Origin of the sequence: uncultured Winogradskyella sp. (assembly GCF_947495255.1) — a bacterium.
Lineage (GTDB): Bacteria > Bacteroidota > Bacteroidia > Flavobacteriales > Flavobacteriaceae > Winogradskyella.
Window position 1 is genome coordinate 126,664 of the sequence record NZ_CANLYI010000004.1, and the last position, 25,581, is coordinate 152,244.

General features: G+C 30.5%; 23 protein-coding genes. 4 read left to right on the plus strand and 19 right to left on the minus strand.

Going from position 1 to position 25,581, the window contains the following annotated elements; genetic code table 11:
• Positions 1–8: 8 nt before the first annotated feature.
• The 8 genes from Q0807_RS07455 to Q0807_RS07490 are packed head-to-tail and all read right to left on the minus strand — an operon-like array spanning position 9 to position 8,201.
• Positions 9–1,250, minus strand: coding sequence for an O-antigen ligase (locus Q0807_RS07455; RefSeq protein ID WP_299108162.1), 1,242 nt, complete (start codon positions 1,248–1,250; stop codon positions 9–11).
• The gene (locus Q0807_RS07460; RefSeq protein WP_299108164.1) at positions 1,228–2,379 is read right to left on the minus strand and encodes an O-antigen ligase family protein; all 1,152 of its coding nucleotides are present in this window, start codon (positions 2,377–2,379) and stop codon (positions 1,228–1,230) included. The genes Q0807_RS07455 and Q0807_RS07460 overlap by 23 nt, the downstream gene beginning before the upstream one ends.
• Positions 2,372–3,391, minus strand: coding sequence for a polysialyltransferase family glycosyltransferase (locus Q0807_RS07465; RefSeq protein ID WP_299108166.1), 1,020 nt, complete (start codon positions 3,389–3,391; stop codon positions 2,372–2,374). Before Q0807_RS07465 ends, Q0807_RS07460 begins: the two co-directional genes overlap by 8 nt.
• On the minus strand, positions 3,388–4,821 hold the full coding sequence (locus tag Q0807_RS07470) for a polysaccharide biosynthesis C-terminal domain-containing protein (RefSeq protein ID WP_299108168.1): 1,434 nt from the start codon (positions 4,819–4,821) through the stop codon (positions 3,388–3,390). Before Q0807_RS07470 ends, Q0807_RS07465 begins: the two co-directional genes overlap by 4 nt.
• Positions 4,818–5,450 (minus strand): HAD family hydrolase, encoded by a 633-nt coding sequence (locus tag Q0807_RS07475; RefSeq protein WP_299108171.1) that lies wholly within the window; start codon positions 5,448–5,450, stop codon positions 4,818–4,820. The genes Q0807_RS07470 and Q0807_RS07475 overlap by 4 nt, the downstream gene beginning before the upstream one ends.
• Entirely contained in the window at positions 5,451–6,125 is a 675-nt protein-coding gene (locus tag Q0807_RS07480; RefSeq protein ID WP_299108173.1) for an acylneuraminate cytidylyltransferase family protein, read from the minus strand. It lies immediately after the preceding gene.
• Positions 6,125–7,675 carry an aldolase catalytic domain-containing protein gene (locus tag Q0807_RS07485; RefSeq protein ID WP_299108175.1) on the minus strand — a complete coding sequence of 517 codons (1,551 nt, stop codon included), beginning with the start codon at positions 7,673–7,675 and terminating at the stop codon, positions 6,125–6,127. Before Q0807_RS07485 ends, Q0807_RS07480 begins: the two co-directional genes overlap by 1 nt.
• A gap of 7 nt (positions 7,676–7,682) precedes the next feature.
• A complete protein-coding gene (locus Q0807_RS07490) occupies positions 7,683–8,201 on the minus strand; it encodes a hypothetical protein (protein ID WP_299108177.1) in 519 nt (172 codons plus the stop codon).
• Between the two features lie 132 nt (positions 8,202–8,333).
• Here Q0807_RS07490 and Q0807_RS07495 point away from each other — a divergent pair, with 132 nt between their 5' ends.
• Complete coding sequence (locus Q0807_RS07495; protein WP_299108179.1) at positions 8,334–9,740, plus strand: MBOAT family protein; 1,407 nt, start codon at positions 8,334–8,336, stop codon at positions 9,738–9,740.
• 4 nt (positions 9,741–9,744) lie between these two features.
• Positions 9,745–11,412, plus strand: coding sequence for a DHHW family protein (locus tag Q0807_RS07500; RefSeq protein WP_299108181.1), 1,668 nt, complete (start codon positions 9,745–9,747; stop codon positions 11,410–11,412).
• A gap of 21 nt (positions 11,413–11,433) precedes the next feature.
• On the opposite strand, the gene rfbD is transcribed toward Q0807_RS07500, so the two are convergent.
• The 8 genes from rfbD to Q0807_RS07540 all read right to left on the minus strand — a co-directional run bounded on the left by rfbD (position 11,434) and on the right by Q0807_RS07540 (position 19,940).
• On the minus strand, positions 11,434–12,285 hold the full coding sequence (gene rfbD, locus Q0807_RS07505) for a dTDP-4-dehydrorhamnose reductase (RefSeq protein WP_299108183.1): 852 nt from the start codon (positions 12,283–12,285) through the stop codon (positions 11,434–11,436).
• Positions 12,279–12,827, minus strand: a complete 549-nt coding sequence (rfbC, locus tag Q0807_RS07510; protein ID WP_299108185.1) for a dTDP-4-dehydrorhamnose 3,5-epimerase — start codon at positions 12,825–12,827, stop codon at positions 12,279–12,281. Before rfbC ends, rfbD begins: the two co-directional genes overlap by 7 nt.
• Before the next feature lies 1 nt (position 12,828).
• Positions 12,829–13,692 (minus strand): glucose-1-phosphate thymidylyltransferase RfbA, encoded by an 864-nt coding sequence (gene rfbA, locus Q0807_RS07515; protein WP_299108187.1) that lies wholly within the window; start codon positions 13,690–13,692, stop codon positions 12,829–12,831.
• 95 nt (positions 13,693–13,787) lie between these two features.
• A complete protein-coding gene (gene rfbB / locus Q0807_RS07520; protein ID WP_299108189.1) occupies positions 13,788–14,801 on the minus strand; it encodes a dTDP-glucose 4,6-dehydratase in 1,014 nt (337 codons plus the stop codon).
• Complete coding sequence (locus Q0807_RS07525; RefSeq protein WP_299108191.1) at positions 14,794–15,846, minus strand: hypothetical protein; 1,053 nt, start codon at positions 15,844–15,846, stop codon at positions 14,794–14,796. The genes rfbB and Q0807_RS07525 overlap by 8 nt, the downstream gene beginning before the upstream one ends.
• 3 nt (positions 15,847–15,849) lie before the next feature.
• The gene (locus Q0807_RS07530; RefSeq protein WP_299108193.1) at positions 15,850–17,541 is read right to left on the minus strand and encodes a hypothetical protein; all 1,692 of its coding nucleotides are present in this window, start codon (positions 17,539–17,541) and stop codon (positions 15,850–15,852) included.
• 27 nt (positions 17,542–17,568) lie between these two features.
• Complete coding sequence (locus Q0807_RS07535; RefSeq protein ID WP_299108195.1) at positions 17,569–19,071, minus strand: GH3 auxin-responsive promoter family protein; 1,503 nt, start codon at positions 19,069–19,071, stop codon at positions 17,569–17,571.
• Positions 19,071–19,940, minus strand: a complete 870-nt coding sequence (locus Q0807_RS07540; protein WP_299108197.1) for a M23 family metallopeptidase — start codon at positions 19,938–19,940, stop codon at positions 19,071–19,073. Before Q0807_RS07540 ends, Q0807_RS07535 begins: the two co-directional genes overlap by 1 nt.
• 113 nt (positions 19,941–20,053) lie before the next feature.
• Between Q0807_RS07540 and Q0807_RS07545 the strand changes: the two genes are divergently transcribed.
• Complete coding sequence (locus Q0807_RS07545) at positions 20,054–20,236, plus strand: twin-arginine translocase TatA/TatE family subunit (RefSeq protein ID WP_299108199.1); 183 nt, start codon at positions 20,054–20,056, stop codon at positions 20,234–20,236.
• A gap of 97 nt (positions 20,237–20,333) precedes the next feature.
• On the opposite strand, the gene Q0807_RS07550 is transcribed toward Q0807_RS07545, so the two are convergent.
• From Q0807_RS07550 to pgk, 3 genes are all read right to left on the minus strand, one after another.
• Positions 20,334–21,317 (minus strand): DUF4837 family protein, encoded by a 984-nt coding sequence (locus Q0807_RS07550; RefSeq protein WP_299108201.1) that lies wholly within the window; start codon positions 21,315–21,317, stop codon positions 20,334–20,336.
• A 24-nt stretch (positions 21,318–21,341) separates the two neighbouring features.
• A complete protein-coding gene (locus Q0807_RS07555) occupies positions 21,342–22,901 on the minus strand; it encodes a lytic transglycosylase domain-containing protein (protein ID WP_299108202.1) in 1,560 nt (519 codons plus the stop codon).
• 73 nt (positions 22,902–22,974) lie between these two features.
• Positions 22,975–24,162, minus strand: a complete 1,188-nt coding sequence (gene pgk / locus Q0807_RS07560; protein ID WP_299108204.1) for a phosphoglycerate kinase — start codon at positions 24,160–24,162, stop codon at positions 22,975–22,977.
• A 263-nt stretch (positions 24,163–24,425) separates the two neighbouring features.
• Here pgk and Q0807_RS07565 point away from each other — a divergent pair, with 263 nt between their 5' ends.
• On the plus strand, positions 24,426–25,580 hold the full coding sequence (locus Q0807_RS07565; protein WP_299108206.1) for an ATP-binding protein: 1,155 nt from the start codon (positions 24,426–24,428) through the stop codon (positions 25,578–25,580).
• Position 25,581: the final 1 nt, after the last annotated feature.

A 25,581-nucleotide genomic window follows, 5' to 3' on the forward strand; every position in this document is an offset into this window, starting at 1 on the left:
TAGCGTTTTCACTTAATTTTTTGATTATTATTAAAATTCACATTTACGAGTAAACATGTAAAAAAGACAAAGAAAATAATTCCTTTATTTCTTACCAAAGCAGACTCTGTTAAATTAAAACACAAATATATAAACCCTATCGCAATTAAAAGCTTATTATGACTTACAAGTCCCTTTTTAAATATAACGAAGAATAGCGAGACTAATACTAAAAACCCAAAAACACCTGTATATATAAACTCAGTTAGATATTGATTATGTGAATTAAACTTTTGGGTTTTTCCATGAATAAAATTATTCTTTTCGTAATACTTCATCAATTCATCAATCTCATCTCCTGGAGAAACTCCTGTCCAAAAATTATTTGATATAAGATCTATTGAGCAATAATATTTAGCAACTCTTGCTCTAACAGCAGTAAAATTAGAGCCAGAAAAATCGCGAGATGTAATATCATTTTTTATATCTATACCATTTAATTTATCTACTACAAATAGTGATGAGAGCGAGACACTAACAAGCAATAAAGCTGCAATAAATAATTTAAATTTAGTATGCTTTTTTAGTAAAAACCCAAAATAAACTATCATTATTAAAAACAATCCCGTCAATAAAAATGAATTAAGAAAAAACAATAACACTGTTAAATATAGAGTTAGCGTTAATCTAAGCGCCATATTTATGTTTAATATTCCTTTTGACTCAATCCCATCATAACCAATAATAAATAGCGCAAACAACACTTGAGTTCCAAAATAAATAGGGTGTGTACCTTCTATAACTTTTGTCAGCTCCATATATGAGAAAAAATTACCATTAATCTGGTTAAATGGATTTGGAGATGCATAATACAAGGTTCTTAAAATAGCCGCACTATAAAAGATAAGACTTGCCAATAGAATTGACAAAACATACCATTTTAAGGTTTTAAAGACGAGTTTTTTATTAATAAAACCAGAAAACAAATAACAAATTATAGGTATTACTAAGAAAACAATACGGTGCTCTAATTTTTTAAACCCTCTATCTAAATTATTTGTGTATAACAACGCAATGACCATTAAAGCAAATAACAATATAAGCGGTGTATATAAAGGTTCCCACTTCTTTACAGACATTCTATTTGTTGCAGAATAGACAATCGCAGTAACCAGAGTTAAAATAATAGCAATATTGTTAGCTAACATCCAAAATGGAATCGTAACTGCAATAGTTATGAATAAAAAATCAACTACTTTTTCGTACTTCATAACTTTCTGGTTGTAGACTGTAATATATTATCAATAGATAAAAGATAAAAAGTGTATCAAAATAGATAAATACATTATCTGACAAAAATAAGAGATTCATAAATATTAAAAGAGGAATCGCCTTTTTGCTCACTAAGTTAATTTTAAAAAAACCAAAAACCCATATTAAGTAGGAAACAAAACCCATTTCCACTATTATTTTTAGAATATCAGAATGTAAGAAACTAATATTCTCAAAATTAGCAGACAAAAATAAATTAGTAGAACCTAACGAATTACCAAAGAAAATATTAGATGAAAAATGATTAATTGTATCTGTATAAACTCTTAATCTTCCTTGTGTAAACCAATTGGGACTAATACCTGTGATATCAGTTATCAACTGGTCAAAATTACCTTGTATAAAATTATATATTATTATTAATAACGTAAAATTGAGAAATATAAACCAATAGTAAACATTTTTCTTATTTGAAGCTTTTTTATTTCTAATACTAAAAAACCAGTATACAGCCAACCCAAGCAATGCGCCTACTATTGAAATTCTTTTAAAAGCCAACAAAAATAAAATGATAGACACAATTGTTCTCACTTTTCGTTTTTCTATAATATAAAAGATCATAAACAAACCAAATGGGAAAGCCATCCAAGATTCTGTTTTTAGGGATGATGTTTTTAGCGCTAGGATAAAATCATTTATAATATTAACATTAAAGAAAAAGCTAATATTGGTAATAATAAAAATTATAGCATAGACAACAAATAGTGAGTCTAAAATAACACCTACCGGCTTTTTAATAACTGTGGTTATTAAAATTATGGATAAAATAGGTAACAATATTAAAAGCGCCTCTTCAAAAAATCGAAAAGACAAATCGTAACTAACTATAGAAACAAATAAGTTAAGAATAATTAAACCCGAAAAAAGCAAAAGGTTTTTTAAAGGCGTCGCATAAATTTTTAATTTTCTAATCCCAGAAAATGCAAATAATAAAAAAATAGGCGGTATCAAATATTTGGTATAGCGTAAAACCGAACCATAGTTAGTTGAAATAGCGGATACACCAACCAACAGGCACAAAAACCATAGTAATAAAGAATCTTTTTTTACTATTAGTTTTTTATCCATTTAAAAGTCTTTCTAAATCAAAATTATTTTTTTCTCTAAATGTTTTAAATAGTAAGTCGTTATCTAAATAATCTTCATAAGAAAAAACCTCACAACCATATTCACTCGCATAAAACAATAATGATGTTGTAAAACCATAAACTTTTAAGCCAGAATTTGTTAAAATAATTTGCTCAAATGCAATATTATTGGGTATAACTTCTGTGTTTATGTTGTGTTGTTTAATTAGGTTTTCGATTTTAATACAGTTCGTTTTAGATTGTGCAGGATGAAATTTTATATAAATTTTACCGGCTGTAACATCTTCTAATATTCTTTTTATTCCGTTAAGCATTGTGCTTAACTTCATATTGCCTTGCTCAACAGCTCCTTCTAAAACTAATACAGAGCTCCCAGAAATGTCATAATCGATATGATTAGATGGTAGCATTTTTATTCTTTCTACATGATATGGTAAACCCTGAAATCCTTTTGAAGTAATTGAATAAAAAATTGAAGGTGTCTTTTTAGCAAATCTTGTTAAATCAAAAGTTTTGACAAAAAAGATACGTTTTTTTCCAATAAACGGTAATGCATTTAAAGTACTCTTAACCAATTCCTTTACGATGCTCTTGTCATTATTATTCATTAAGTATAATGAATAGGCATTTACACCTTCTTCTATAATATGAAGTTCGTCGCATTGATTGTGAGTTACTATAATCTGCATTGCAGGATGAAATACATGTGGCAAATACGCTCTAAACTTTATACCATCTCTAAATTGATTAGTTAATAGTTTATCAATCTTATTAATCTGCTTATGTTTTTTGTAAAAATTTGTGAGTCCAAAAGAATCTAAATCATCATGTATATCAGTAATGTCTATTATTGTGAAGTTACTAATTTCATCGTTTTCATAGTTTCTAGAAATCACAAATACAATATCCTCATTTACCAAATGAAACTTTTTAATAATCGCTTTAGTCACATAATAAGTTAAATGGCTATGTATATAAAAGAGATTTTTCATTTAAACTTATTCACTAGGTTTTTGAAGAATTTACGCTCTAAAATTATTAAAATAATCAAATAATAGAATATAGACAAAGGTACAATGTAATACTTTTTTTCATCTGCTATAAATAAATCTTTTGCTATAAAATAGAATGGTAAAGCTACTAAAGTAGATACTATTATTACTTTAAGAATTTGAATAATTGGGAAGTATGAGAACAAGTTTGTTGATAGCCTTCTATTAATAAATAAAATAGGAATAATTACGGTAGTATAGCTTGCTATTAATGTTGCAATGACAGCTCCAATATTTCCATATATTGGAATCAAAATCAAATTACAAATAACATTCACCACAGCACTCGCAACAACATGGATTGGAGCTAAGTTTTTTAATCCAATTATACCCATAAAAATACTAAACGGAAAAACTGATATTAAAAAACGTAAGGTGTATATTTTAAAAATACTTCCTGATTCTTCAAACCGAGAACCAAATAGTAGAATGATTATCTCTGTAGAAAACAAAAAGCAGAATACTATAATTGGAAGTAATAAAACAGAAATTTGTTTCGTCGTTGTTTTAGTAAGTTTTAGTGTTTTTGTAATATGGTTATCTCGTAATAGTTCTGTTATTTTAGGGGTAATCACGGTAAATAACGATGTTGTAATCACTGCAATAAAAGGAATATTAAATGCACCAACTTGATAGAAAGCAAATACCTCTGGAGTTTCTATGGCAGAGATCATATATTTATCTATTTGCATATTTAGTATGCCTGCTAAAACCAAAAATATAGTTGGCAACACAAATTTTAATTCTTCATTCTTTAGATTAACATCTGTTTTAAAATTAAACTCTTTAAATGATTTAGCAAAAGGAATACTATACACTAAAAACTTCACCACTTCGTATATTAAGAAAAACTGTAAGATTTCAGTAATTGTAAACTCATGGGTTCCGAAATAAAAAAAGCCAGCTAGATAACTTATTAAAAACAAAAAGCTAGTTACGTTTAAATAATTGAGCTTATCAGAGAATAAGAAGAAATTAGAGAAAAAAGTATTCGTTATTTTAAACAAAATAATAAATACAAAATAGACAATATAGATTGGAAAAAAATCATTTTCGAACCATAAAGCAAGCTTGTCCTTTAGTACAAAAAAAAGAAATGCGGCTAACATGGAAAAGAAAATCATACTAAAGAAAAAGCGCTTGTATAGCGCGTTTTTCTCTAAAAAGGTATTGTATTTACTAATATAATAATTGAGTGTTGTCGGAAACGCAGATGCGACCGTTACCGCAAAGGTTAGGATAACGAAAAACTGCTGAAGCTTACCAAATTCAGAAACGTCTAAAATCACTCTAGCTAAACCAATGTTTAAAACTAAAGTCTCTAGAAGTCTAATAAAATTACTTGCACTATATTTTAATTGAGTTTTCAATTCAGTTTTACGGCATCTTGACTAAATGTAGAAATATAATTTGGGCTTACCTCCTTTAGGCTTTGGTTATTATAACCATAAAAAGAGATATCATTATTATCAGCGGCTTCAAAATCATTTATAGAATCACCTATTAAACACGTACTCTGCTTTTCGTAGTTATGTTTACTAATAATATCTTTAACCAACTTGTTTTTAGCTGTTGGCGAACCTTCAATAGATAAGAAATATGCAGATAAATTTAATTCCTTACATAAAAAACGAAGCTCTTCTTGATCAGATCCTGAGACAATGTGAAACTTATAATTACTATAATTTTTTTCTATAAATGAAACACTATCTTTTATTAGATTTTTTTGGTCTATAAGAGATTCTCTCATAATAACAGAAAAACGATTAGCATAATCCAAAATTTCCTCTTCAGTTGTTTCTCTACCAATTATGTGTTCAAAAAAATATCTTATTTTAACATATCTAGAAAGACCACCATTATATCTGTGATAATCAACAAGCTTATCAACTTCTAACGGCTTAAAGTCTTTAAAGATCTCTCTAAACCCAAAGTCTCTAACTTGCATGGAGTCTAATATAACACCATCGAAATCCCATAGAATTGTTTTAAATTTCATTTAATTAAGGTGTTTATATATTAATTCTGCCATATCAAAATCGTCCGGCCAGTCAATATCAAATGATGCATAACCTTTTGTTTCATATAAAAACGGTTTGTTTCCAATTCGATCTAATGTTTCAATGTATTTAGAAACGGAATTTATAAAAATACCACTATTTATCTCATAAAGCTTTGGTAACGTTTGAGTTCTTGGCCATTTTTCTTTATTCCTATCGTAATTAATACTTCCGTTTTTATCCCATAAAAACGTTTGTAAGTTATTTACAGACATTAAACTATCAAATGTATCTTCTTCTAAATTTTTAAGATACGTTTTTATAGCTAAATCATAATGTTCTGCTTTTAAAAATGGTGATGTGACATGTGTCCATAATACATGGCCAGATTTTATTATTTTAGGCACATATTTAATTAGATCATCTGTACTAGTAGAGGATGATGCTAGATGCTCTGGTCTATTGTCTACAATAATTTTATCACCAAAGCGCTCTACAATTTTCTTTACTTCATTATCATTTGTAGAAACAACTATAGTGTCAACTAGCTTAGCTTTTAATAATTCTTTAATCTTTAAAAATAATAATCCTCCTTCTACTTCAGCAAAAGGCTTCGTGTTTTTATTAGGAACTCTTTCACTACCTGCTCTACATGGTAAAAATACTGTAATCATTATATTAGACTATGAATTGAAGATGTTGATAAATTCTTATATTTTGTAGGTGTTAAGGCTAATACATTTAAGTTTTTAATTAATAACAAATCGTTAATAATAGCCTGATTTTCTTGTGCTAATATCTGTTGTGTTTGGTTAATTAAGGCATCATAACCATCAAAACCGACTAAATATACATTGTGGACTCCAAGATCTAAACCTATTTGAATAGCGATAGTTAGAGGTGATTCCGTGGATGATTTAGTAAAGCTTATAGAAGAGAGTTCTTTAGATATTGATTTAATCTCTTTGGGAATAACCGTACCCATTACTCTAGGAAATGGCGGATATATGCACGTTTGAGATAGTTTTGTGTGGTCATTTATGTTACTTAATAACTTTTCGCTCTCAAAGCCAGATAAAGCATAAAACTGATCACATTTCACGTCTAAATAATCCGATACATTCCGTGCGCCAGCATGTATTAAACATACACTCTTTTCTTTTTTTATTAATTTTTTAATCGCAGTGTTATGATTTCTTGCTGATTTTCCTCCTCCCAAAATAATAGTAGTTTTGTAAAACCTCTCTTCTTTTTCTAGAATTGGTAATTTAAAATTATCCTCAATATCTTCCTTTTGGTTTTTTAATGCATTTACCACACTACTCATAGGATATCTATTCATCCCAACCCATTCCATCACTTGCTTTTGAGGAAGTGAAAAAGCACCAGAAAACATATATGGTAAATTTGTTCCCCAACCATGTTTCTTTTTCATGTCTTCAAATGAAGCAACGACTTTACCTAATTTAGTATATTCTATTTCTATGTTTTTAGCTTTATTTAAATAAGTTAAAAAAAGTTCTGTTTTTAGATTACCTGCTCCTCTTCCCATTCCTGTAATTGTACAATCTACAATCTCACAACCTTCATTTATAGAAGTAATAGTATTAATGAGTGCCATTTCTAAATTATTATGTCCGTGAAAACCAAGTTTTACATTCGTTTTTGATTTTACTAAGGTCATAATGTCTACAACATCATTTGGCATGATACCTCCAAAAGAATCTACCATATAAAAATAGTCTATAGTATCTTCTAGTCCTTCTAAGTCATTTAAAAAATCAGAATCTTGTTTCCAATTAGACATATACATAACATTAAAAGCGACCTCAAAACCCATCAACTTTACGGCTTTTGCTAACTCTATTGCTCTTTTAAAGTTTTTTGGGTCTATGGCAATCCTAACCATAGCAATATATTTAAGGCATGGCTTTAATAAATCTTCTACATGATGACCTCTTATATCCTTTTCATTAAGAATTATAGCCAGTTTTTTTGAAGGCATTAACGCTTTCAATTCTGCCATTACATGTTCTGGGCAATAAAAATATTCTCCTAAATACCCATTTAAAGGAATGCTTCGGTAGCCAATTTCTACATATTCAATGGGAAGAACCTCTATGGCCCTACAATAATCATGTACAAGGTCTTTATTAAAGTCCCAATTAGTATAATAACCACCATCTCTTAATGTACAATCTAGTGTCTTAAATTTTTTTTCCATAGCTCTACTAAAATAATCCCATTACCATCTCTTCAATATTTATTGTAACAAAGAATGGGTCATAAAAATTATTTATTGTTTGTCTTTTATACGTGTTAATTCCGTCTGTTTTTTCTAAGTACTTGTTTGGTTTAAAAATTAAATCGAACTCGTTAGAGTTAATTATCTTTTTTTTATTGCCAGTAGAAAAAACGACTTCATCAATTTTAATAACGGTATTATGTTCTTTAGCCCCAACATCTAAACGCAGTTTTATTGGGTATATTTCTTTAGGAAGATTAAAAACTAATTCTTGAGTATTGTTACCTCCTTTAACCTTTAAACTTACGTGCTCGTCTGGGTTATATTGACTTAAAATGTGCTCCGAAAAAAACAAATCAAAAGTATCATCTTCTACAACAATAGCTTTCACTGTAACTGTTAAGAATTCTTGTTTTGCTTTAGCGTTGTCAATAATAGTTGGTTTATTTTTTTCCTCACAACAAAAAAGTGTTAGCAAAACAAAAACTACTAATACTTTTCTCATTAAAAATTTGTTTTAAAATCAATAAAACAAAGATACAATAGTAATCTAGTATACCAAGTAGTCTTATTTTGAGAATGTCAGTGAAAAAATAGAATTATTACGACTATCTTTGAGTTTAATCAATCAGTTTCAATGGTATTTAGTTCTACTGTATTTCTATTCCTTTTTCTCCCCATTTTTTTAACAATACATTTTATAATCCAAAAAAAATACCGAAACATTTTCATTCTGTTTTCAAGTTTGTTCTTTTATGCTTGGGGCGAATTTTATCTTGTGTTTTTAATGATTTGCTCTATTTGCGTGAATTATCTTATTGGCTTAGGACTCTCTCGTTTTGAAGGCAAACAAAAAAAAACCATACTTTTACTAGGTGTTTTAGCTAATTTACTCGTCCTAGTTTATTATAAATATACTGGATTTATTATTGACAACCTTGCAAATATTGGGCTAAATATACCTGTGAATGCTGATAGTATTATTCTTCCTATTGGTGTTTCGTTTTTTACGTTTCAAAATATCTCCTACCTCGTAGATGTTTACCGTAAAGAAGTACCTAGTCAAAAAAATCTTGTGCATTTAGGTTTATATATCTCACTTTTTCCGCAATTAATTGCTGGTCCAATTGTTAGATATGCAGACATTCACAAAGAGATAAAAAACAGAAAAATTGATGCGGCAATGTTTGAATCTGGTATTCAAAAATTTATTAGAGGTTTAGCAAAAAAAGTGCTTATCGCTAATAGTTTAGGTTTTATTGCTGATAAAACTTTTGAAATTGCACCATCAGATTTATCTTCAGGTATTGCTTGGCTAGGCATTATATGTTATTCTCTTCAAATATATTTCGACTTTTCGGGTTACTCAGATATGGCTATAGGATTGGGTCGTATGCTAGGCTTTAATTTTAAAGAAAACTTCAACTATCCTTACATTTCTAAATCTATAAAAGAATTTTGGAGAAGATGGCACATTTCATTATCGTCCTGGTTTAGAGATTATCTTTATATTCCTTTAGGAGGAAATAGAAAAGGAAAACAACGTATGTATTTAAACCTCATCATTGTATTTTTAGTAACAGGTTTGTGGCATGGTGCAAGTTGGAACTTTGTTGTTTGGGGACTATTTCATGGTTTTTTTATTCTGCTCGAAAGAAATATATCTTTTCCATGGGCTAAAAAATTTACATTTCTAAGTCATTTTTATCTTTTACTCACAGTATCGATAGGGTGGGTTTTCTTCAGGTCCGAAGACTTAACTTATGCTGTATACTATATTGCAAAACTATTTTCCTTTTCTAAAGGAACTGATATTTCGCCAATTATGTATTTAAACAATTATGTTGTTTTTATCTTAGTTATCGCACTGCTTTTTTGCACACCAATAAAGACATTTATAAAAAATAAAATATCAGCACTAGTTATTAATAATTCGACCTTGAGCAATTCATTAGGACGAGTTTTTTATTTAATACTATTTGCTTTTACAATTTTAGAATTGTCTCAAACTACTTATAATCCTTTTATTTATTTTAGATTTTAATATTATGAGTAAGAAAACATCTTTTATTATTTCAATCCTTGTTTTTATTCTAGGCTATTTTCTCTTAAGCTTAAAAAAAACTAAGCCTAATGAGATTGAAATAACCATTGAAGCTAAGGTATTAGAAAATGATAATTTTCAAGTTTTCTATTCTGAATCTCAAAATTTTAATCAAGAACAAAGTACTAGAATTAATGTTTTTGGCTCTAATGATTCTCAAAATATTAATTTTAAAATACCTCTTCAAAACATAGAAAATTTAAGATTAGATTTAGGTATTAATAAAGCGCAAAAAAACATTGAGTTAAAAAGTATAACGCTTAAAACCGAGACTGATAAAGTCGTCTATAATGCAGGTGATGTTTCAACTTATTTTAGTCCTAATAAATTTATTAACATCAATAAAGGCATATTAACATTAAATGAAGTTGCTAATGTTTATGACCCTTACTTAATCTCTACAGAATTAGTTACGGCAGATATCGCTAAAATATCACAGATTAAAAACTATATTAGTCCATTAATTGCTATAGTTATTTCCCTTATTATAGGACTTTCAGTTTTCTTTTTTTGCGTGACGGGAATCAAGAATTCAGTACCTTATAAGCCATCACAAATTATTTTTATAACCATTTTTATCGTAGCTCTATTTTCACCTCTAATAGTTAAATTGTTAGGCGTTAATCCTAAAACTAATTTTGTAGAAAAAAGAGAATTAAATACTTTTCCTGATTTTGAATTTTCAAAAGTTTACACGAAGAAATTTGAAGCTTATTATAATGACAATTTTGGACTAAGAAACTTCTTTGTTAAATATTCTGGACTAACCAAAATATACTTATTTAAAACATCTCCTGCACCTGATAGAGCTATATTTGGAAAAGACCATCATATGTTCTCAGGAAGACCTTATGTTTTAAATCCTAAGTTATTTTCTCATTCAGATTTAAAATATAAATGTGAAAGTATCATTGCAAGAAAAACGAAACTCAACAAACAAAACATTACTTATATAGCAGGTTTTTGGCCTAATAAACACTCCATATATCCAGAATTGCTACCAAGTAATGTATATATATCTTTTAAAGATAAAAAAGCCATTAGCGATCAAATGGTCGAGTACTTTAAGGATAAAGACTTTAACTTTTTTGATGTAAGAGAGGATTTAAAGGCAAAGAAAAATGATTATAATTTATATCAAAAGTTAGATGGACATTGGAATGAATATGGTGCATATTTTGCTTATCGTTCTTTCTGTAAACAAACAAAAAAAGAACTTCAACTAACCGCATTTGATTTAGATAAGTTTAATGTTGAAGAAAACACCATATATGGAGGTGATCTTACAAACATTATTGGTGTTAATAGAATTGATGGTTATTCAGATATTTTACCAAAATTCTCTTTAAAAAACCCATCAGAAGGCTTCATGTATTTAGATACAAATGGTTTTCCGCCTCAAACAGTTAGAACAAAAAACACAAACTGTAATAACAAACTGAAAGTATTAGTTTTTAGAGATTCTTATACTATTAACTTGGTTCAATTTCTATCTCTGCATTTTTATGAAGTAACTTATATTTGGAAAACGTATGATGAAACTTATGTAAATAAGTTAAATCCAAATATTGTTATTAGCGGTAAATTAGAAGGCAGCGTTAAGTATATCTAATTTAGAAAAAACTGGTTTGTACTATAATTTTGAAATAGCAATCACCAAACTCTCTTTCCAATTAGGAATCTCAAGACCTAATGTTTTCGTTATTTTTGAAGTCTCTAAAACACTGTACTTTGGTCGTTCTGCTTTTGTTGGGTAATCTTTAGTTTCTATTTTATTTAACTTAACGTTGCTTTCACTTATTCTAAATATTTCCTTAGCAAAACCGTACCAGCTGATAACACCTTTGTTACTGTAATGATAAATGCCATAAGATGTGTTTGTAGATGCAATTAAACGAAGAATAACATTTGCCAAGTCTACAGCATAAGTTGGACTACCAATTTGATCACCAACTACACCTAACTCATCTCTAGTGCTTCCCAAGCGCAACATGGTTTTTAAGAAATTATTCCCAAATTCTGAATACAACCAAGACGTTCTTAAAATAAAATGATTTTCTAAGGTCTTAGAAATTTCTATTTCACCTTTTAGCTTTGTTTCGCCATACACTCCAATAGGTTTCGTATTAGAGTTTTCAGTGTATGGTGTGCTTCCTTTTCCGTCAAAGACAAAATCTGTAGAGATGTGGACTAAAGTTACCTGATATTTAAGACATGCTTCTGCTAAATTTTTAGCCCCTATTACATTAATTTTATAAGCTAATTCTGTTTCTGTTTCTGCATTATCTACATTTGTATATGCTGCGCAGTTTATACAATAGTCATATTGTTGAACACTAAGAGCAGACTCAACTTTAACTTTATTAGTAATATCTAATTCTGAGGATGCTTTAAAGTCAAATTCTAGATTAGGATATTGATGTGCAACGCTCTTAATACATTGTGCTAATTGACCGTCCTTTCCAGTAACCAGTACTTTTAACATTTCTCTGCATTTTTAAATTGTGGTAATACTAAATCTTTTTCGGATAGAATAAAATCAGAAACTGGTAATTGCCAATTAATATTCAAATCTGTATCGTTATAGATAACTCCTGCTTCAGATTCCTTATTGTAAAAATTATCGCATTTATAACTAAAAATAGTTTCGTCTTCTAAAACAATAAATCCATGAGCAAAACCTCTAGGAACAAATAATTGGGTTTTATTAGCTTCCGTTAGTTCTATTGAAATATGTTCTCCAAATGTTTCTGAGTCTAACCTCATATCTACAGCTACGTCTAAAACACTACCCTTTACAACCCTAACTAATTTCGCTTGAGCATATATGCCTGATTGATAATGTAAACCTCTTAAAACACCTTTAGATGATTGAGATTCGTTGTCTTGCACAAAACTAATATCTAAGTTTAATTTTGAATTAAATGTCTTTTGGTTAAAAGATTCTATAAAATAACCGCGTTTGTCGCTAAATATGCTAGGCTGAATTACATAACAACCTTTTAATTTTGTTTCCTTTACAGTCATTCTATTCCGATACTAAACTTAATAAATGTTTTCCGTAGCCGCTTTTTGTTAATGGCTCGACTATTTTTTTAAATTGATTTTTATCTATATAGCCCATTTTGTATGCGGCTTCTTCTATTGCACCAATCTTTAAACCTTGTCGTTCTTCTATAACTTGAACAAACTGTGAGGCTTGCATAAGAGATTTAAACGTTCCAGTATCTAACCAAGCTGTTCCTTTGTCTAATACACTAACCTTTAAGTTTCCTTGATTTAAATACGTCTTATTTATATCCGTAATTTCTAATTCTCCCCTTTTACTAGGTTTTATGTTTTTAGCGATTTCAACAACAGAATTATCATAAAAATAAATTCCAGGAACGGCATAGTTAGATTTTGGTGTTATAGGTTTTTCTTCGATTGAAATTGCAACATCATTTTGATCAAACTCTACAACGCCATAACGTTCTGGGTCATGAACATGATAAGCATAAATAATTCCGCCATTTGGATCGTTATTTTGTTGCAATAAATCAGCTAAACCAGATCCATAGAAAATATTATCACCTAAAATTAAAGCTACTTTATCGTTACCTATAAATTCTTCTCCAATTATAAAGGCTTCAGCTAAACCATTTGGGGATTCTTGCACTGCGTATTGAAAGTTACAGCCATAACACTTTCCATCTCCTAATAATTTTTGAAATAAAGGTAAGTCTTGAGGTGTTGAAATAATTAAAATCTCCTTAATCCCAGACAACATTAGTGTAGAAATCGGATAATAAATCATCGGTTTATCGTAAACAGGCATTAACTGCTTACTTACGGCTAAGGTTAATGGGTGCAATCGGGTGCCTGATCCACCAGCCAAAACTATTCCTTTCATGTGATTATATTTAATGTTTTTTAAGGTCACATAGTGTTCTCTATTAATCATATCCTTGAATGATAAACTTTAGAACTTGCTCTTTTCGTGCTCTTTTAATTTTTGTACTTATCTAAATACCACTGAATTGTTTTTAATATCCCTGTTTCAAAATTTTCATCAGCTTTCCAATTAAGTTCCTTTTCAATTTTAGAGGCATCAATAGCATACCTAAAATCATGTCCTGGCCTATCTTTTACAAAAGTAATTTGTTCAGAATAAAGATTTGTATTTGGTGATAATTCATCTAATATATCACAAATTTTATGTGCTATATATAAATTATCGCGTTCATTTTTTCCTCCTATATTATAAGTTTCTCCTGCCTTTCCATTTTGAAATGCTAAATCGATACCTTTACAATGATCTTCTACATATAGCCAGTCTCTAATGTTTTTTCCATCACCATATATTGGTATAAGCTCATTATTAATCGCTTTTCTAATAATAGTTGGAATAAGCTTCTCATCATGTTGTTTAGGACCATAGTTGTTGCTACAATTTGTGGTAACCACATTCATTCCATAGGTATGGAAATAACTTCTCACAATAAAGTCTGATGACGCTTTTGAAGCACTGTAAGGGCTATTAGGCGCATAAGGTGTTTCTTCTGTAAATAAACCTGTTTTACCTAAAGTTCCATAAACCTCATCTGTAGAAATATGTAGGAATCTGTTTTCTTCACAACCCTCTTTAACTGAAAAAGGAGCATCCATCCAATGATTCTTTGCCGTATTTAATAAATTAAATGTGCCATAAACATTTGTATTGATAAATGTATCTGGATTAGTAATAGAATTATCCACGTGAGACTCTGCTGCAAAATGAATAACACCAGAAAATTCATACTTACCAAAAAGACTTTTCACTAATTTTTTATCACATATATCTCCTTTTACAAAAGTGTAATTAACGTTCGTTTCTAACTCCTTTAAATTTGAAAGATTACCAGCATACGTTAACAAATCTAAATTAACGATTTCAATTTGTCTATTAGTATTTAACAAATAAGAGATAAAATTAGAACCAATAAAACCCGCACCACCAGTTATTAAGATTTTTTTACTCATAATCTTTTATGAATTTGAATGCCTTTAAAGCCAAAAAGATCAAAAAGAAAAAGATCAATGTTAACAGAGGAAAAAGTAAAGAATAGCGTTGCATAATATTATTATCCGTCTTACCAATTTTATCAAAATTAGATAAAACATCATAATAAGTATTTTCTTCCGCAACTATTTGATTTAGCTTATTCAAGTTTCTTCTAAGTTCTTGCTCTTTTAAAAACAGTTCATACTCCTTTGTTTGCGTTTTCTCAATTTGGAGAGGTAATGCTCCTCCTAATCCAAGCGATAAATTTGGTTTTTTTGAATCATTTTTAATGGCTTCTAAATACGTTTTTTGAATGCTATCTAAACGTTCTAATTGCTTATTTAGTGATTCACGTTCAATATATGCCAATGTATCTCTTACCTTTTTTTGGTGCTCAGAAAAACCATTCTCAAACGTTTTTCTAAACCCTTCTGCTAACTTAGGAAAAATATCAATTTTAGAAGATTTTGCCTTAATAGCAAACAACCTACCAGACATTAAATCCCTATTTTTTAAATAGTCTACATAACTTAATTCGTCAACTAAAGACGTGTCTATTGACATTACATACTCATCATATTCCACAAATAAATCGTTCTGCGTTTCTGGACCAGCTAAAAGCTCAAAACCGACTAATACTTCAGCATCAGATTCATCAATTTCAAAAACTTCAGATAATTCACTTAAGTTTTTAGAACCAATTAATGAATTAAAATAACCGATATTACTAGCGAGTTGGTATTTAGAATCAAAATGAGGTTTAACTACCATTTCAGAAAAATAGATAGGATCCTTAGACTTTTCAAATACATAACCTAAAACAGCAGTGATAACAAGTGCTGCTGCAACTATCTTAAAATTATCAACTAATGGTTTTATGGCGTGAATTATCGCAGAGAAAATCCCTTTGAATATGCTACCTATAAAAGCAAATAACTTCTCAAACAATTTACCAATTGCATTAAATAATTGCCCTAAATCAACCTCTTCGTTATTTGGTTGTTGTGGTAATTTTTCACTCATGTGTTATGAATTAAATATTTGTTCTAGTATCTTTTTTGTAATAACGTAAGTTGGTTTTACACCAGATGTCCCTAAACCACCAGAAGCTAAAGTACTCCCTGTTTCTAATGGGTTATCACTTGCATAATATGCATATCTTACTTTTACATCTTTATTAATACTGCCTCTTACTCGAGATGCTGCTTGTATTGCTTTTTGGTAATGTGCACCTTCCATTTCTAAGCCAATAACGTTCCAAGTTGAATTCTTAAAAAACTTCAATATCTCTTTATTTTGAAGCGAAGTACCTAATACTGTAACCATTGTGCCTTCATAAACAGAAACGCCACAATCTAATAAATCATCTTTACTAAGTTCATTTTTAAAAGGATAATTATCCGCAGTACCCTCAAAAATATGTGCATTCGGAATCATTACATCACCTTTTCCACCTTCTAAAATTCCAGCTTTTCCCATTATTGAAATAGACTTCACATCTAAATGAACATTCTTCCCATTAACTTTAATAGGTTTTAAAAATTCATCTAAAGTTTCATAAGCCTGCTCTCCAAAGGCATAATCCATAACAAAAATTACCGCTTTGTTTTCTTTTACTTCTTCCAAATACTTAAATTCTGAATTAGAAAAGTCTATCTTGTCGGTATCAAAAATCTGAACATCAATATTGGTCCCAGAACTATCTTTTATTGGAATCATTCCACTTTGCAACGCTGATTTTTCAACTTTATTGCGTAAAACCGAGTTTTTAGAATCACTTAAAGCTTCATAGGTTTCAAAAATATCTTTTTTAGCATCAGCACCTTTCAGTGTTCCTTTTGCAAACAAAGAATTCATTACACTATGCATATTAGCACTAATGATGTGAATAGGTCGCTCTAACAATCCGTTTTTGTGTAATGCTGATTTAATAGTATCAGCCCACATTTCGCCATGGATATGGTGGCCTAAGCGTTCCCTTAAAACCGGACTAAAAGTAATTGTGCGCTTATTGTTATTAATTGTTTCTTCAATCGCTAATTTACCTAACCAGTAAACAATGTGTAATAAACGCTCTGGTTGGGTATCGGTAGCAAATTTTGGATAAGCTTCCGTTAATTCATTAAACGTTCTACCTAAAATATTCGCTGTATGTGTAATTGCAATTTCGCGTTCTTTCTGTGTCAGTTTTTTAGTTGAAGAAACGGCATTTTCTAATTTCTGCCAATCTCTAACCGTTGTCCCTTCCTCATCAATAATGACGCGTTTACTAATTTTATGAGACTCAACAAACAAGAATGTAAGATGCGTTAAGATATCGTAAATCTCAGAACGGCCTCTTGTAATTTCTATATTCATTTGCTCATCGTCAATACGATAGCAGTTACGTCTTCTTTTTGGTGGAATTATAGCTTTAAAATGTGAATTACCATAACCTTCATCACTAGTTAAGTTAATAAATGTACACTCTTCAATGCCTTGTGGTAAACGGTCTACAACATATAGTAACCCTTCTAATTCTGCTTTTTCCTCTCCAATTGAACCATAAATTTCTGGTCGTAAAAGCAATAAGGCTTCACGTAATGTTTCTCCAGAAACACCCATTGGTTTATAAAACCCACGATTAAAGAGGTGACGCATTGTAATATACATGCGTTCTATGGCACTAGAACTTTCTTGAGCTCTAGTTCTTTTATCTATTTTTTTCATTGTACTCATACGTTACTTTAACACACAAATATAGCTTTATTTAGTCAGATTAAGTTGGTGTAGACTGTCAGCTATTTTTCGGTCGTTAGATAGTCTCGGAATTTTATTTTGTCCACCTAACTTCCCTATTGATTTCATGTAAGATTGAAATCCATCTTTCTTTATTTTTGTAATCTTTAACGGCCTTAAAACTTTACCATCAATTAAGTCTAAATAATAAGAGTTTTGTTTTTTTAATGAGGTCTCTAAGGCTTCAAGTAATTCAGCTTCATTTTCTGGTTCATTTTCAAATTCAATTAACCATTCGTGGTATGGTAAGCCTTCTTCTGGGTTTATTTGAGGTGCAACCGTAAATTCGTTAACCGAAATAGAAGTGTTTTCAGTCGCTTCCTTTAAAGCCAGTTCTACTTCTTTCCCAATAACATGTTCACCAAAGGCTGAAATAAAATGCTTAATTCTTCCACTTACAATCACTCTATATGGTTTTAATGATGTAAACTGAACAGTGTCTCCTATATTGTATGCCCAAAGTCCGGCTGTAGTAGAAATAATCATTACGTAATTTACGTCTAACTTTACATCTGCAATGGTGATACGTTTTGGGTTAACTTCAAAGAAATATTCTGCTTCTACGAATTCATAAAAAATGCCAGAATTAAGCTGAAGTAACATGCCCTTTTCATCCTGTTTATCTTGAAATGCAAAAAATCCTTCACTAGCAGGATACAGTTCTATGCTATCTACTTTTCTTCCTATTAAATTTTCGAATTTGGCTCTATAAGGTTCATAATTTACACCTCCAAAAATGAAAAGGTTAAAATTCTTAAAAAGGTCACCAACGTTTTTACCAGACTTTTCAATCAGTTTTTCAAAATACATTTGCACCCAAGAAGGAATACCAGAAATTATGCTCATATCCTCATTTATGGTTTCATCTACAATGGCTTCAACCTTAGTTTCCCAATCATCAATGCAATTTGTTTCAAGACTTGGTAATCGGTTTTTCTGAAGATATTTAGGAACATAATGTGCTACAATACCTGAAAGTCTACCTAATTTAATACCATTCTTTTCTTCTAAAATAGGGCTCCCTTGAAGAAAAATCATTTTACCATCTACGAACTTTGCATTTCCTGTTTCGTTAATATAAAGTAGAATCGCATTTCTAGCCGCTTCTATGTGTGTTGGCATGCTTTCCTTAGTTATAGGAATGTATTTTGCGCCAGAAGTTGTACCAGAAGTTTTAGCGAAGTAAATTGGTTTCCCTTTCCAGAGAATATCTTCTTCACCTGCAACAACACGTTCTACATATGGTTTTAATTCTTCGTAATCTCTTATGGGAACATTATTCTGAAATTCTTTAAAAGAGGATATAGAACTAAAATTATGGTCTTTACCAAATGTTGTATGTTTAGCTTCAGAAACTAAATTATCAAAAACCTTTTGTTGGGTCTCAACCGGATTGGATGACCATTTTTGAATTCGTTTTGCAATATATTTTGCAAATGGTTTTGAAAGAGCGGCTTTAATTGATGGCATTATTCAAAATCTATAAAATTTGTTGGGTTTACAGGATAACCTTTACTCCATAATTCGAAATGAAGATGTGGTCCTGTGGTTAGTTCACCACTATCACCAGACATGGCAATAACTTCACCAGACTTCACTAAATCTCCTTGTGACTTTGTGATTGCTGCATTGTGTTTGTAAACAGAAATTAACTCTCTGTTATGTTCTATAATGACTACGTAACCAGTTTCTACAGTCCATTCTGCAAAAATCACGGTTCCGTCTGCTGTTGCTTTAACTGGTGTGTTTTCTGGAACAACGATATCTACAGCAAAATGCTTCTCTTCTAAATTGTAACTTTCTGAAATAGTACCATTTACAGGTGGAAAAAGCACATAACTAGAATGGTCACCTGCAATTTCAAATAAATTGTATTTATCTTCTTTACCAACTTTTTCTCTTAATAATGAATCTTCACGACTCGTTGGTACTTGTAAAATATCGAGGTCATTTTTAGCTGCTTCTATTAAAGAATCTCTATTAAAATCTAGCGTAGAAACATCTCCTGTTAGTACTTTTCTAATAGATGCAAAATACAATTTATCGACTTCTAATTTCTGAACTAAAGAGTCTGTTTTATAATTTAACAACGTAGCTTCTTTTTTCAGTTTTGCAGAAGAATAACCAGGAATATACTCTCTTAATGGCGTAAATGCAATCAGTAGAACAGTAAGAAAAACAAGTGAAATAGCAGAAATTGACGTCAAAATAAAAACATTGAGACGCGTTAACTTAATTGCAAAGCGCTCTTCAAAAGTATCTTCGTTTAAGATGACTAAACGATACTTATGAAGCAGCTTTTTAGCTAATTTCTTTTCCTTTTTTTTCTTTTTTGCCATTAAAACAAAATTAGTTAAAATACTCAAATAGCACCATTATAAAGTCCTAAAGTTGCTATTACAACGCTATAATTAAACTATAATTACTAACTTTGCAATCTAAATTAAAAGTTATGAGTTTAAACATTGTCCCATTAATGATTGGATGGCCTCAAGTAATTCTTATTGCTGTTGTTGTTTTATTGCTATTTGGTGGTAAAAAGATTCCAGAATTAATGAAAGGATTAGGAAGCGGTTTAAAAGAATTTAAAAACGCTAACAAAGATGATTCTGTTGACGCTAAAGAGAAAGAATAGCAAATAAACAACGGGAAAACCCATTGTATAAAAAAGGTCTTCTAAAACAATTGTTTTAGAAGACCTTTTTTTGTCTCATAATACGACTTAATAGCGATTATTTAATCACAATCGATTTAATAATCGCCTCTAATTCAAAAATATAGTCTCTCTTTGGTAATGATGGCGCATAAACATAGCCATCTGCTACTAAATATCTGTTGTTAATTTTATCTTCTATAGCATATGTTATAAATGGTCCACCCATACTGTAACCTTGCATATCCCACATTCCTCTTACTTCGTAAGCTGGTTTGTTATCTATGATTGCATTAAATAAAGATGGCGCATAAGCTTCTTCAACAGCCATATAAATACCATCTTCACCAAGAATCTTAGCTTTAGTAATATTATTACGCATTTTTACAATATCTACAATTGTACTATCACCTTTAGAAATCGTTTCCATTGGCACTTCGTAAAGCATTAAATCAATAGTCTTTGTATTTGATAAACTTTTTCTAATCCAGAAGAAATCGTCTTCAGCTTTACCAATTCTATAAGCAGAAGGCATATCTATTGTAATACCCAACTTATCCTCCATTGCTTTATCATCTAATAATGAAAGGTTGATCCTTCTTAGATTCTCCTTAACTTCTTCCTTATTAAAAGCATCAATAATTTTATCTCTATTTTCAGTTAATTGTGCAATAATATCTTTATCCGTTTTACCTCCTACAATTACAACAGTTTGCGGTTTAGCAAAAGCTTCGTGTACTATTTTAGTCGTTGCTTCTACGTTGCCTTTTTCTATTTTTAACACTATTCTACTCCTAGCCGCAAAACCATCGAAAACTTGTGGCGGAATTTGTCTCACATTATACATTGGCTCTTCTGTTGGTAAACCATTTAATGGTGCTGCGAAAATCTTTCGGATATTTTCTCCAACATTATCTTCCCATAATATGTTATCTACAACAACTGAAATTGAATTAAGATTACCATTAGAATCTGGTAAATAAATCTTATTCTCGTCCTTCTTAGTTGTTTCGCCACAAGACAATAACAACGCACAAAATAATACAGTATAAAACGCTCTCATAAATTTAAAATTTTGTTGATTTATCTATTTTGAAACAATTAATGTTGTTCCTATTTTGAGTTTATTACTACTAATATCGTTCCAATCTTTAATATTTTGAACAGAAACTCCAGGAAATTTTTGGGCAATGGTCCAAAGCGAATCTCCAGAGCTCACAATATAGGTTTGTTTTCCTTCGGTATTAATTACTTTTTTGGGAGGTTTAGACTGGCTAACTGCTCCATGATTTCTTGGGTAAATTGTTAAACGCTGTCCTATTTTAAGGTTATTACTTCTTAAACCATTCCATTGTTTTAACTGACTTACTCTTACACCATGTTTTCTAGCAATTTTACCTAAGTAATCACCATTTGCTACCCTATACCTAATTTTCGTATCTGAACTAATAACTTCTGGTAAAGGTTTTTCACGCTGGTTAAACTCGGCATTAGCAAACTCATAAATACGATCTTCGTTTGTTACAAATTTACCAATAGCTTCACGAGGTAACCGTAATGAATACGTTTTGCCTTCAACCTTTGGAATTATATCTAATTTATAAGATGGATTTAAAAACTGTAATTCTTCAATTTTAATTCCTGTAGCTTCAGCAATGTGGTCTAAAGAAATCATTTGCTTTACATGAACAGTATCGGTTTGAATCAATTGAAAAGGTGGACGTTCAGGTTTAAAACCATGCTCTTCAGCATATTCAAAAATATACATCGTCGCTAAAAATGCAGGAACATAGCCAGCCGTTTCTCTAGGTAAATTACTTCTTATATTCCAATAATTCTTAGAACCGCCAGATCGTCTAATCGCTTTATTTACGTTTCCTGGACCCGAATTATAAGCTGCTAAAGCCAAATCCCAATCACCAAAAATGCGATACATTCTTCCTAAGTACTCTGCTGCAGCTGTAGTAGATTTTATTGGGTCACTGCGATCATCTACATAACTACTTACGTCCAAATCGTGCTCTTTACCAGTGCCATACATAAATTGCCAAATACCAGTTGCACCAACTCTAGAGCGTGCTCTTGGTTTTAAGGCAGATTCTACAATCGCTAAATATTTCATTTCTAATGGAATATCATGATTGTCAAATTCTTGCTCGAACATTGGAAAATAAAAATGGCTTAATCCCATTAAACGTTCCATTGATGTGCGTCTATGTTTTAAATACCCTTTTATAACACTTTCTAAAGACGTATTGTATTCTACGTTAAAAGGTGTTCTGGCATTAAGTCTTGCAAGCCTTGCTTTTAATGTATCCGTAGAAAGCTCAGGATAATAAACTGGAGCATAATCTAACTCAGTTACCGATTTGTAAATAGTATCATAAAGTGAATTACTATAAAGTTCCTCTAGCCACTTTGCATCTAGTTCCGCAGCTTGTGGTAGGTCCTTTAAACTCTTAACACCTGACGTGTCTACTTTGGCTTGTATTTTTTTTCCTGTTGAAAAAAGCTTACCGTCTAAAACTTCGCCTTTAGTTGAATCAACTTGAGAGGAATTATTAGAAATGCTATCTGATTTAGTTTGAGAAAACCCACTAAATATAGACAAGCAAAGACAGGCCAATAAAAACGTTTTTAATGTCATGGTTTACAAATTGATTCTTAGTAATCAACGTTATATAAACGTTGGAATCTTTAAAAATAGTGTTTTTTTGCTATTAATCTAATATAGCAGCAATTCCTGGTAAAGTTTTACCTTCTAAGCTTTCTAACATTGCACCACCACCTGTACTTACGTAACTTACTTTATTTTCAAAACCAAATTGTTTCACAGCAGCAACAGAATCACCTCCACCAACTAAAGAAAATGCTCCGTTTTTAGTAGCATTTGCTATAGAGTTTCCAAGTTCAATTGTACCATTTGCAAAACTTTCCATTTCAAAAACTCCTAAAGGACCGTTCCATAGAATCGTTTTACATTGGTTAACAACGGCATCAAAGTTTGCTATAGATTTTGGACCAGCATCCAAACCTTGCCATCCATCAGGAATATGCATAACATCACAAACTTTCGTATTTGCATCGTTACTAAAAGCATCAGCAGCAATAACATCTACAGGTATATGTATTTGTACACCTTTCGCTTTGGCTTGCTTTAAGATATCTAAAGCTAATTCCATCTTATCATCTTCGCAAATAGAATCTCCAATACTTCCACCTTGTGCTTTAATGAAGGTAAATGTCATTCCTCCTCCAATAATTAAATGATCTACTTTATCTAAAATATTCTCAATAACCGTAATTTTTGAAGATACTTTTGCACCACCAAGAACAGCTAAGACCGGTTTTTCACCGTCTTCCATCACCTTTTTGATACTATCAATTTCTTTAGCTAATAAAAGTCCAAAACATTTGAGTTCTGGGAAAAATTGAGCCACAATTGTTGTAGATGCATGTGCTCTATGTGCTGTACCAAAAGCATCATTTACATAAATATCTCCTAATTTAGATAATTGTTCTGCAAAGGCTTTATCGCCTTGTTTTTCTTCTTCATGAAAACGTAAATTTTCAAGCAATAAAATCTCTCCTGGCTGTAAGGCATTAGCCATTTCTTCTGCTTCAGCGCCTACACAATCACCTGCAAATTTAACTTCTACACCTAAAATGTCTTCAATCTTATTTACAATATGCTTTAAAGAGTACTCATCTTGTACTCCTTTTGGCCTTCCTAAATGCGACATTAAAACACAGCTTCCACCATCTTCTAAAATTTTAATAATTGTTGGTTTTGCAGATACAATTCTTGTTGCGTCTGTTACTTCAAAACTATCATTTAATGGTACATTAAAATCTACTCGAATTAATGCTCTTTTATTTTTAAAATTGAAATCGTTTAATGTCTTCATGAGAATATAAATAAGATGTGAAAATATTTTATTTTGAATAACAAATATAAAGATTAGTAAGTTATAAAATATACTTTAATGAATCACTTTTTAATAATCGCATGCCTTTATTTACGATAACCTTTTCGCTTATCTACAATATATATATTTTAGATTCAAATAATATAATTGAAGTATAATTTTAATTCTCTAGTTTGAAAATAATGATGAACTCGAATTAAAAATTAAAGAATAGATTAATAAAAAAAACATAGTTTTGCTTTATGCAATTTTCTGAAGTTTTAGGTCAAAAACATATTAAAAAACACCTTACCACAAGTGTTGATGCTGGTAGAATAGCACATGCACAATTATTTGTTGGTCCTGAGGGTTCTGGTACACTACCAATGGCATTGGCTTATGCCCAATACATTTTATGTAGCAACGTAAATGGTGAAAATACAGGCGGAAAGGATTCTTGTAATATAAAATTTAAGAATTTTTCGCACCCAGATTTACATTTTGCATTTCCGGTAACCACAAGTGATAAAGTAAAAAGTAAACCTGTTTCTAGTTTCTACTTAGAAGAATGGCGACAACTTTTAGACCAACAACCTTACGGAAACTTATTTGATTGGTACAAAATGCTCGGTGTTGATAATAAACAAGGGCAAATTGGTGTTGAAGAGGCCTTACAAATTGTAAAATCACTAACTCTTAAATCTTACGAAGGTGGTTACAAAGTAATGCTCATTTGGATGGCTGAAAAAATGAATACAGCAAGTGCCAACAAACTTTTGAAATTAATTGAAGAGCCACCAGAAAAAACGATATTCATACTTATTGCCGAAGACGAAGAGCAGATTATAAATACCATCCGTTCGCGTTGCCAGATATTACATTTTCCACCTCTTGCAGAAGAAGCTATTTCTGAAGCTTTGATTAAAAACTATCAGATTGAACAATCGGTAGCTACTAAAATTGCCCATCAGGCTAACGGAAATTACAACAAAGCTTGTGACCTTATTTATCACGATAGTGAAGATATACAGTTCGAAAAATGGTTTGTTATATGGATTAGATCAGCCTTTAAAGCTAAAGGTAACAAAGCTGCAATTCATGATTTAATTTCATGGTCAGAAGAAATTGCCAAAACAGGTCGAGAAACTCAGAAGAAATTTCTCAATTTCTGTCTAGATTACTTTAGACAAGCTTTACTTCTTAATTATCAAGCAAATGAATTGGTTTATTTAGAGCCAAAGTCAAACGATTTTAAGCTCGAAAAGTTTGCTCCTTTTGTACATAACTCTAATATTATGGAAATTTCAGAAGAACTTCAAGATGCCATATATCATATAGAGCGTAATGGTAATTCTAAGATTGTTCTCACTGATTTATCCATAAAGCTAACGAGATTGTTGCATAAGAAATCAGAATAGT

Excerpts from the sequence above, each read along its gene's own strand:
- rfbA (WP_299108187.1), bottom strand. The coding sequence starts at position 13,692 with ATGAAAGGAATAGTTTTGGCTGGTGGATCAGGCACCCGATTGCACCCA.
- pgk (WP_299108204.1), bottom strand. The coding sequence starts at position 24,162 with ATGAAGACATTAAACGATTTCAATTTTAAAAATAAAAGAGCATTAATT.
- Q0807_RS07530 (WP_299108193.1), bottom strand. The coding sequence starts at position 17,541 with ATGAGTACAATGAAAAAAATAGATAAAAGAACTAGAGCTCAAGAAAGT.
- Q0807_RS07550 (WP_299108201.1), bottom strand. The coding sequence starts at position 21,317 with ATGAGAGCGTTTTATACTGTATTATTTTGTGCGTTGTTATTGTCTTGT.
- Q0807_RS07555 (WP_299108202.1), bottom strand. The coding sequence starts at position 22,901 with ATGACATTAAAAACGTTTTTATTGGCCTGTCTTTGCTTGTCTATATTT.
- Q0807_RS07480 (WP_299108173.1), bottom strand. The coding sequence starts at position 6,125 with ATGATTACAGTATTTTTACCATGTAGAGCAGGTAGTGAAAGAGTTCCT.
- Q0807_RS07525 (WP_299108191.1), bottom strand. The coding sequence starts at position 15,846 with ATGAGTGAAAAATTACCACAACAACCAAATAACGAAGAGGTTGATTTA.
- Q0807_RS07490 (WP_299108177.1), bottom strand. The coding sequence starts at position 8,201 with ATGAGAAAAGTATTAGTAGTTTTTGTTTTGCTAACACTTTTTTGTTGT.
- Q0807_RS07535 (WP_299108195.1), bottom strand. The coding sequence starts at position 19,071 with ATGCCATCAATTAAAGCCGCTCTTTCAAAACCATTTGCAAAATATATT.
- Q0807_RS07475 (WP_299108171.1), bottom strand. The coding sequence starts at position 5,450 with ATGAAATTTAAAACAATTCTATGGGATTTCGATGGTGTTATATTAGAC.
- Q0807_RS07465 (WP_299108166.1), bottom strand. The coding sequence starts at position 3,391 with ATGAAAAATCTCTTTTATATACATAGCCATTTAACTTATTATGTGACT.
- rfbC (WP_299108185.1), bottom strand. The coding sequence starts at position 12,827 with ATGACTGTAAAGGAAACAAAATTAAAAGGTTGTTATGTAATTCAGCCT.
- rfbD (WP_299108183.1), bottom strand. The coding sequence starts at position 12,285 with ATGTTAAAAGTACTGGTTACTGGAAAGGACGGTCAATTAGCACAATGT.
- rfbB (WP_299108189.1), bottom strand. The coding sequence starts at position 14,801 with ATGAGTAAAAAAATCTTAATAACTGGTGGTGCGGGTTTTATTGGTTCT.
- Q0807_RS07460 (WP_299108164.1), bottom strand. The coding sequence starts at position 2,379 with ATGGATAAAAAACTAATAGTAAAAAAAGATTCTTTATTACTATGGTTT.
- Q0807_RS07455 (WP_299108162.1), bottom strand. The coding sequence starts at position 1,250 with ATGAAGTACGAAAAAGTAGTTGATTTTTTATTCATAACTATTGCAGTT.
- Q0807_RS07485 (WP_299108175.1), bottom strand. The coding sequence starts at position 7,675 with ATGGAAAAAAAATTTAAGACACTAGATTGTACATTAAGAGATGGTGGT.
- Q0807_RS07545 (WP_299108199.1), top strand. The coding sequence starts at position 20,054 with ATGAGTTTAAACATTGTCCCATTAATGATTGGATGGCCTCAAGTAATT.
- Q0807_RS07540 (WP_299108197.1), bottom strand. The coding sequence starts at position 19,940 with ATGGCAAAAAAGAAAAAAAAGGAAAAGAAATTAGCTAAAAAGCTGCTT.
- Q0807_RS07500 (WP_299108181.1), top strand. The coding sequence starts at position 9,745 with ATGAGTAAGAAAACATCTTTTATTATTTCAATCCTTGTTTTTATTCTA.
- Q0807_RS07495 (WP_299108179.1), top strand. The coding sequence starts at position 8,334 with ATGGTATTTAGTTCTACTGTATTTCTATTCCTTTTTCTCCCCATTTTT.
- Q0807_RS07565 (WP_299108206.1), top strand. The coding sequence starts at position 24,426 with ATGCAATTTTCTGAAGTTTTAGGTCAAAAACATATTAAAAAACACCTT.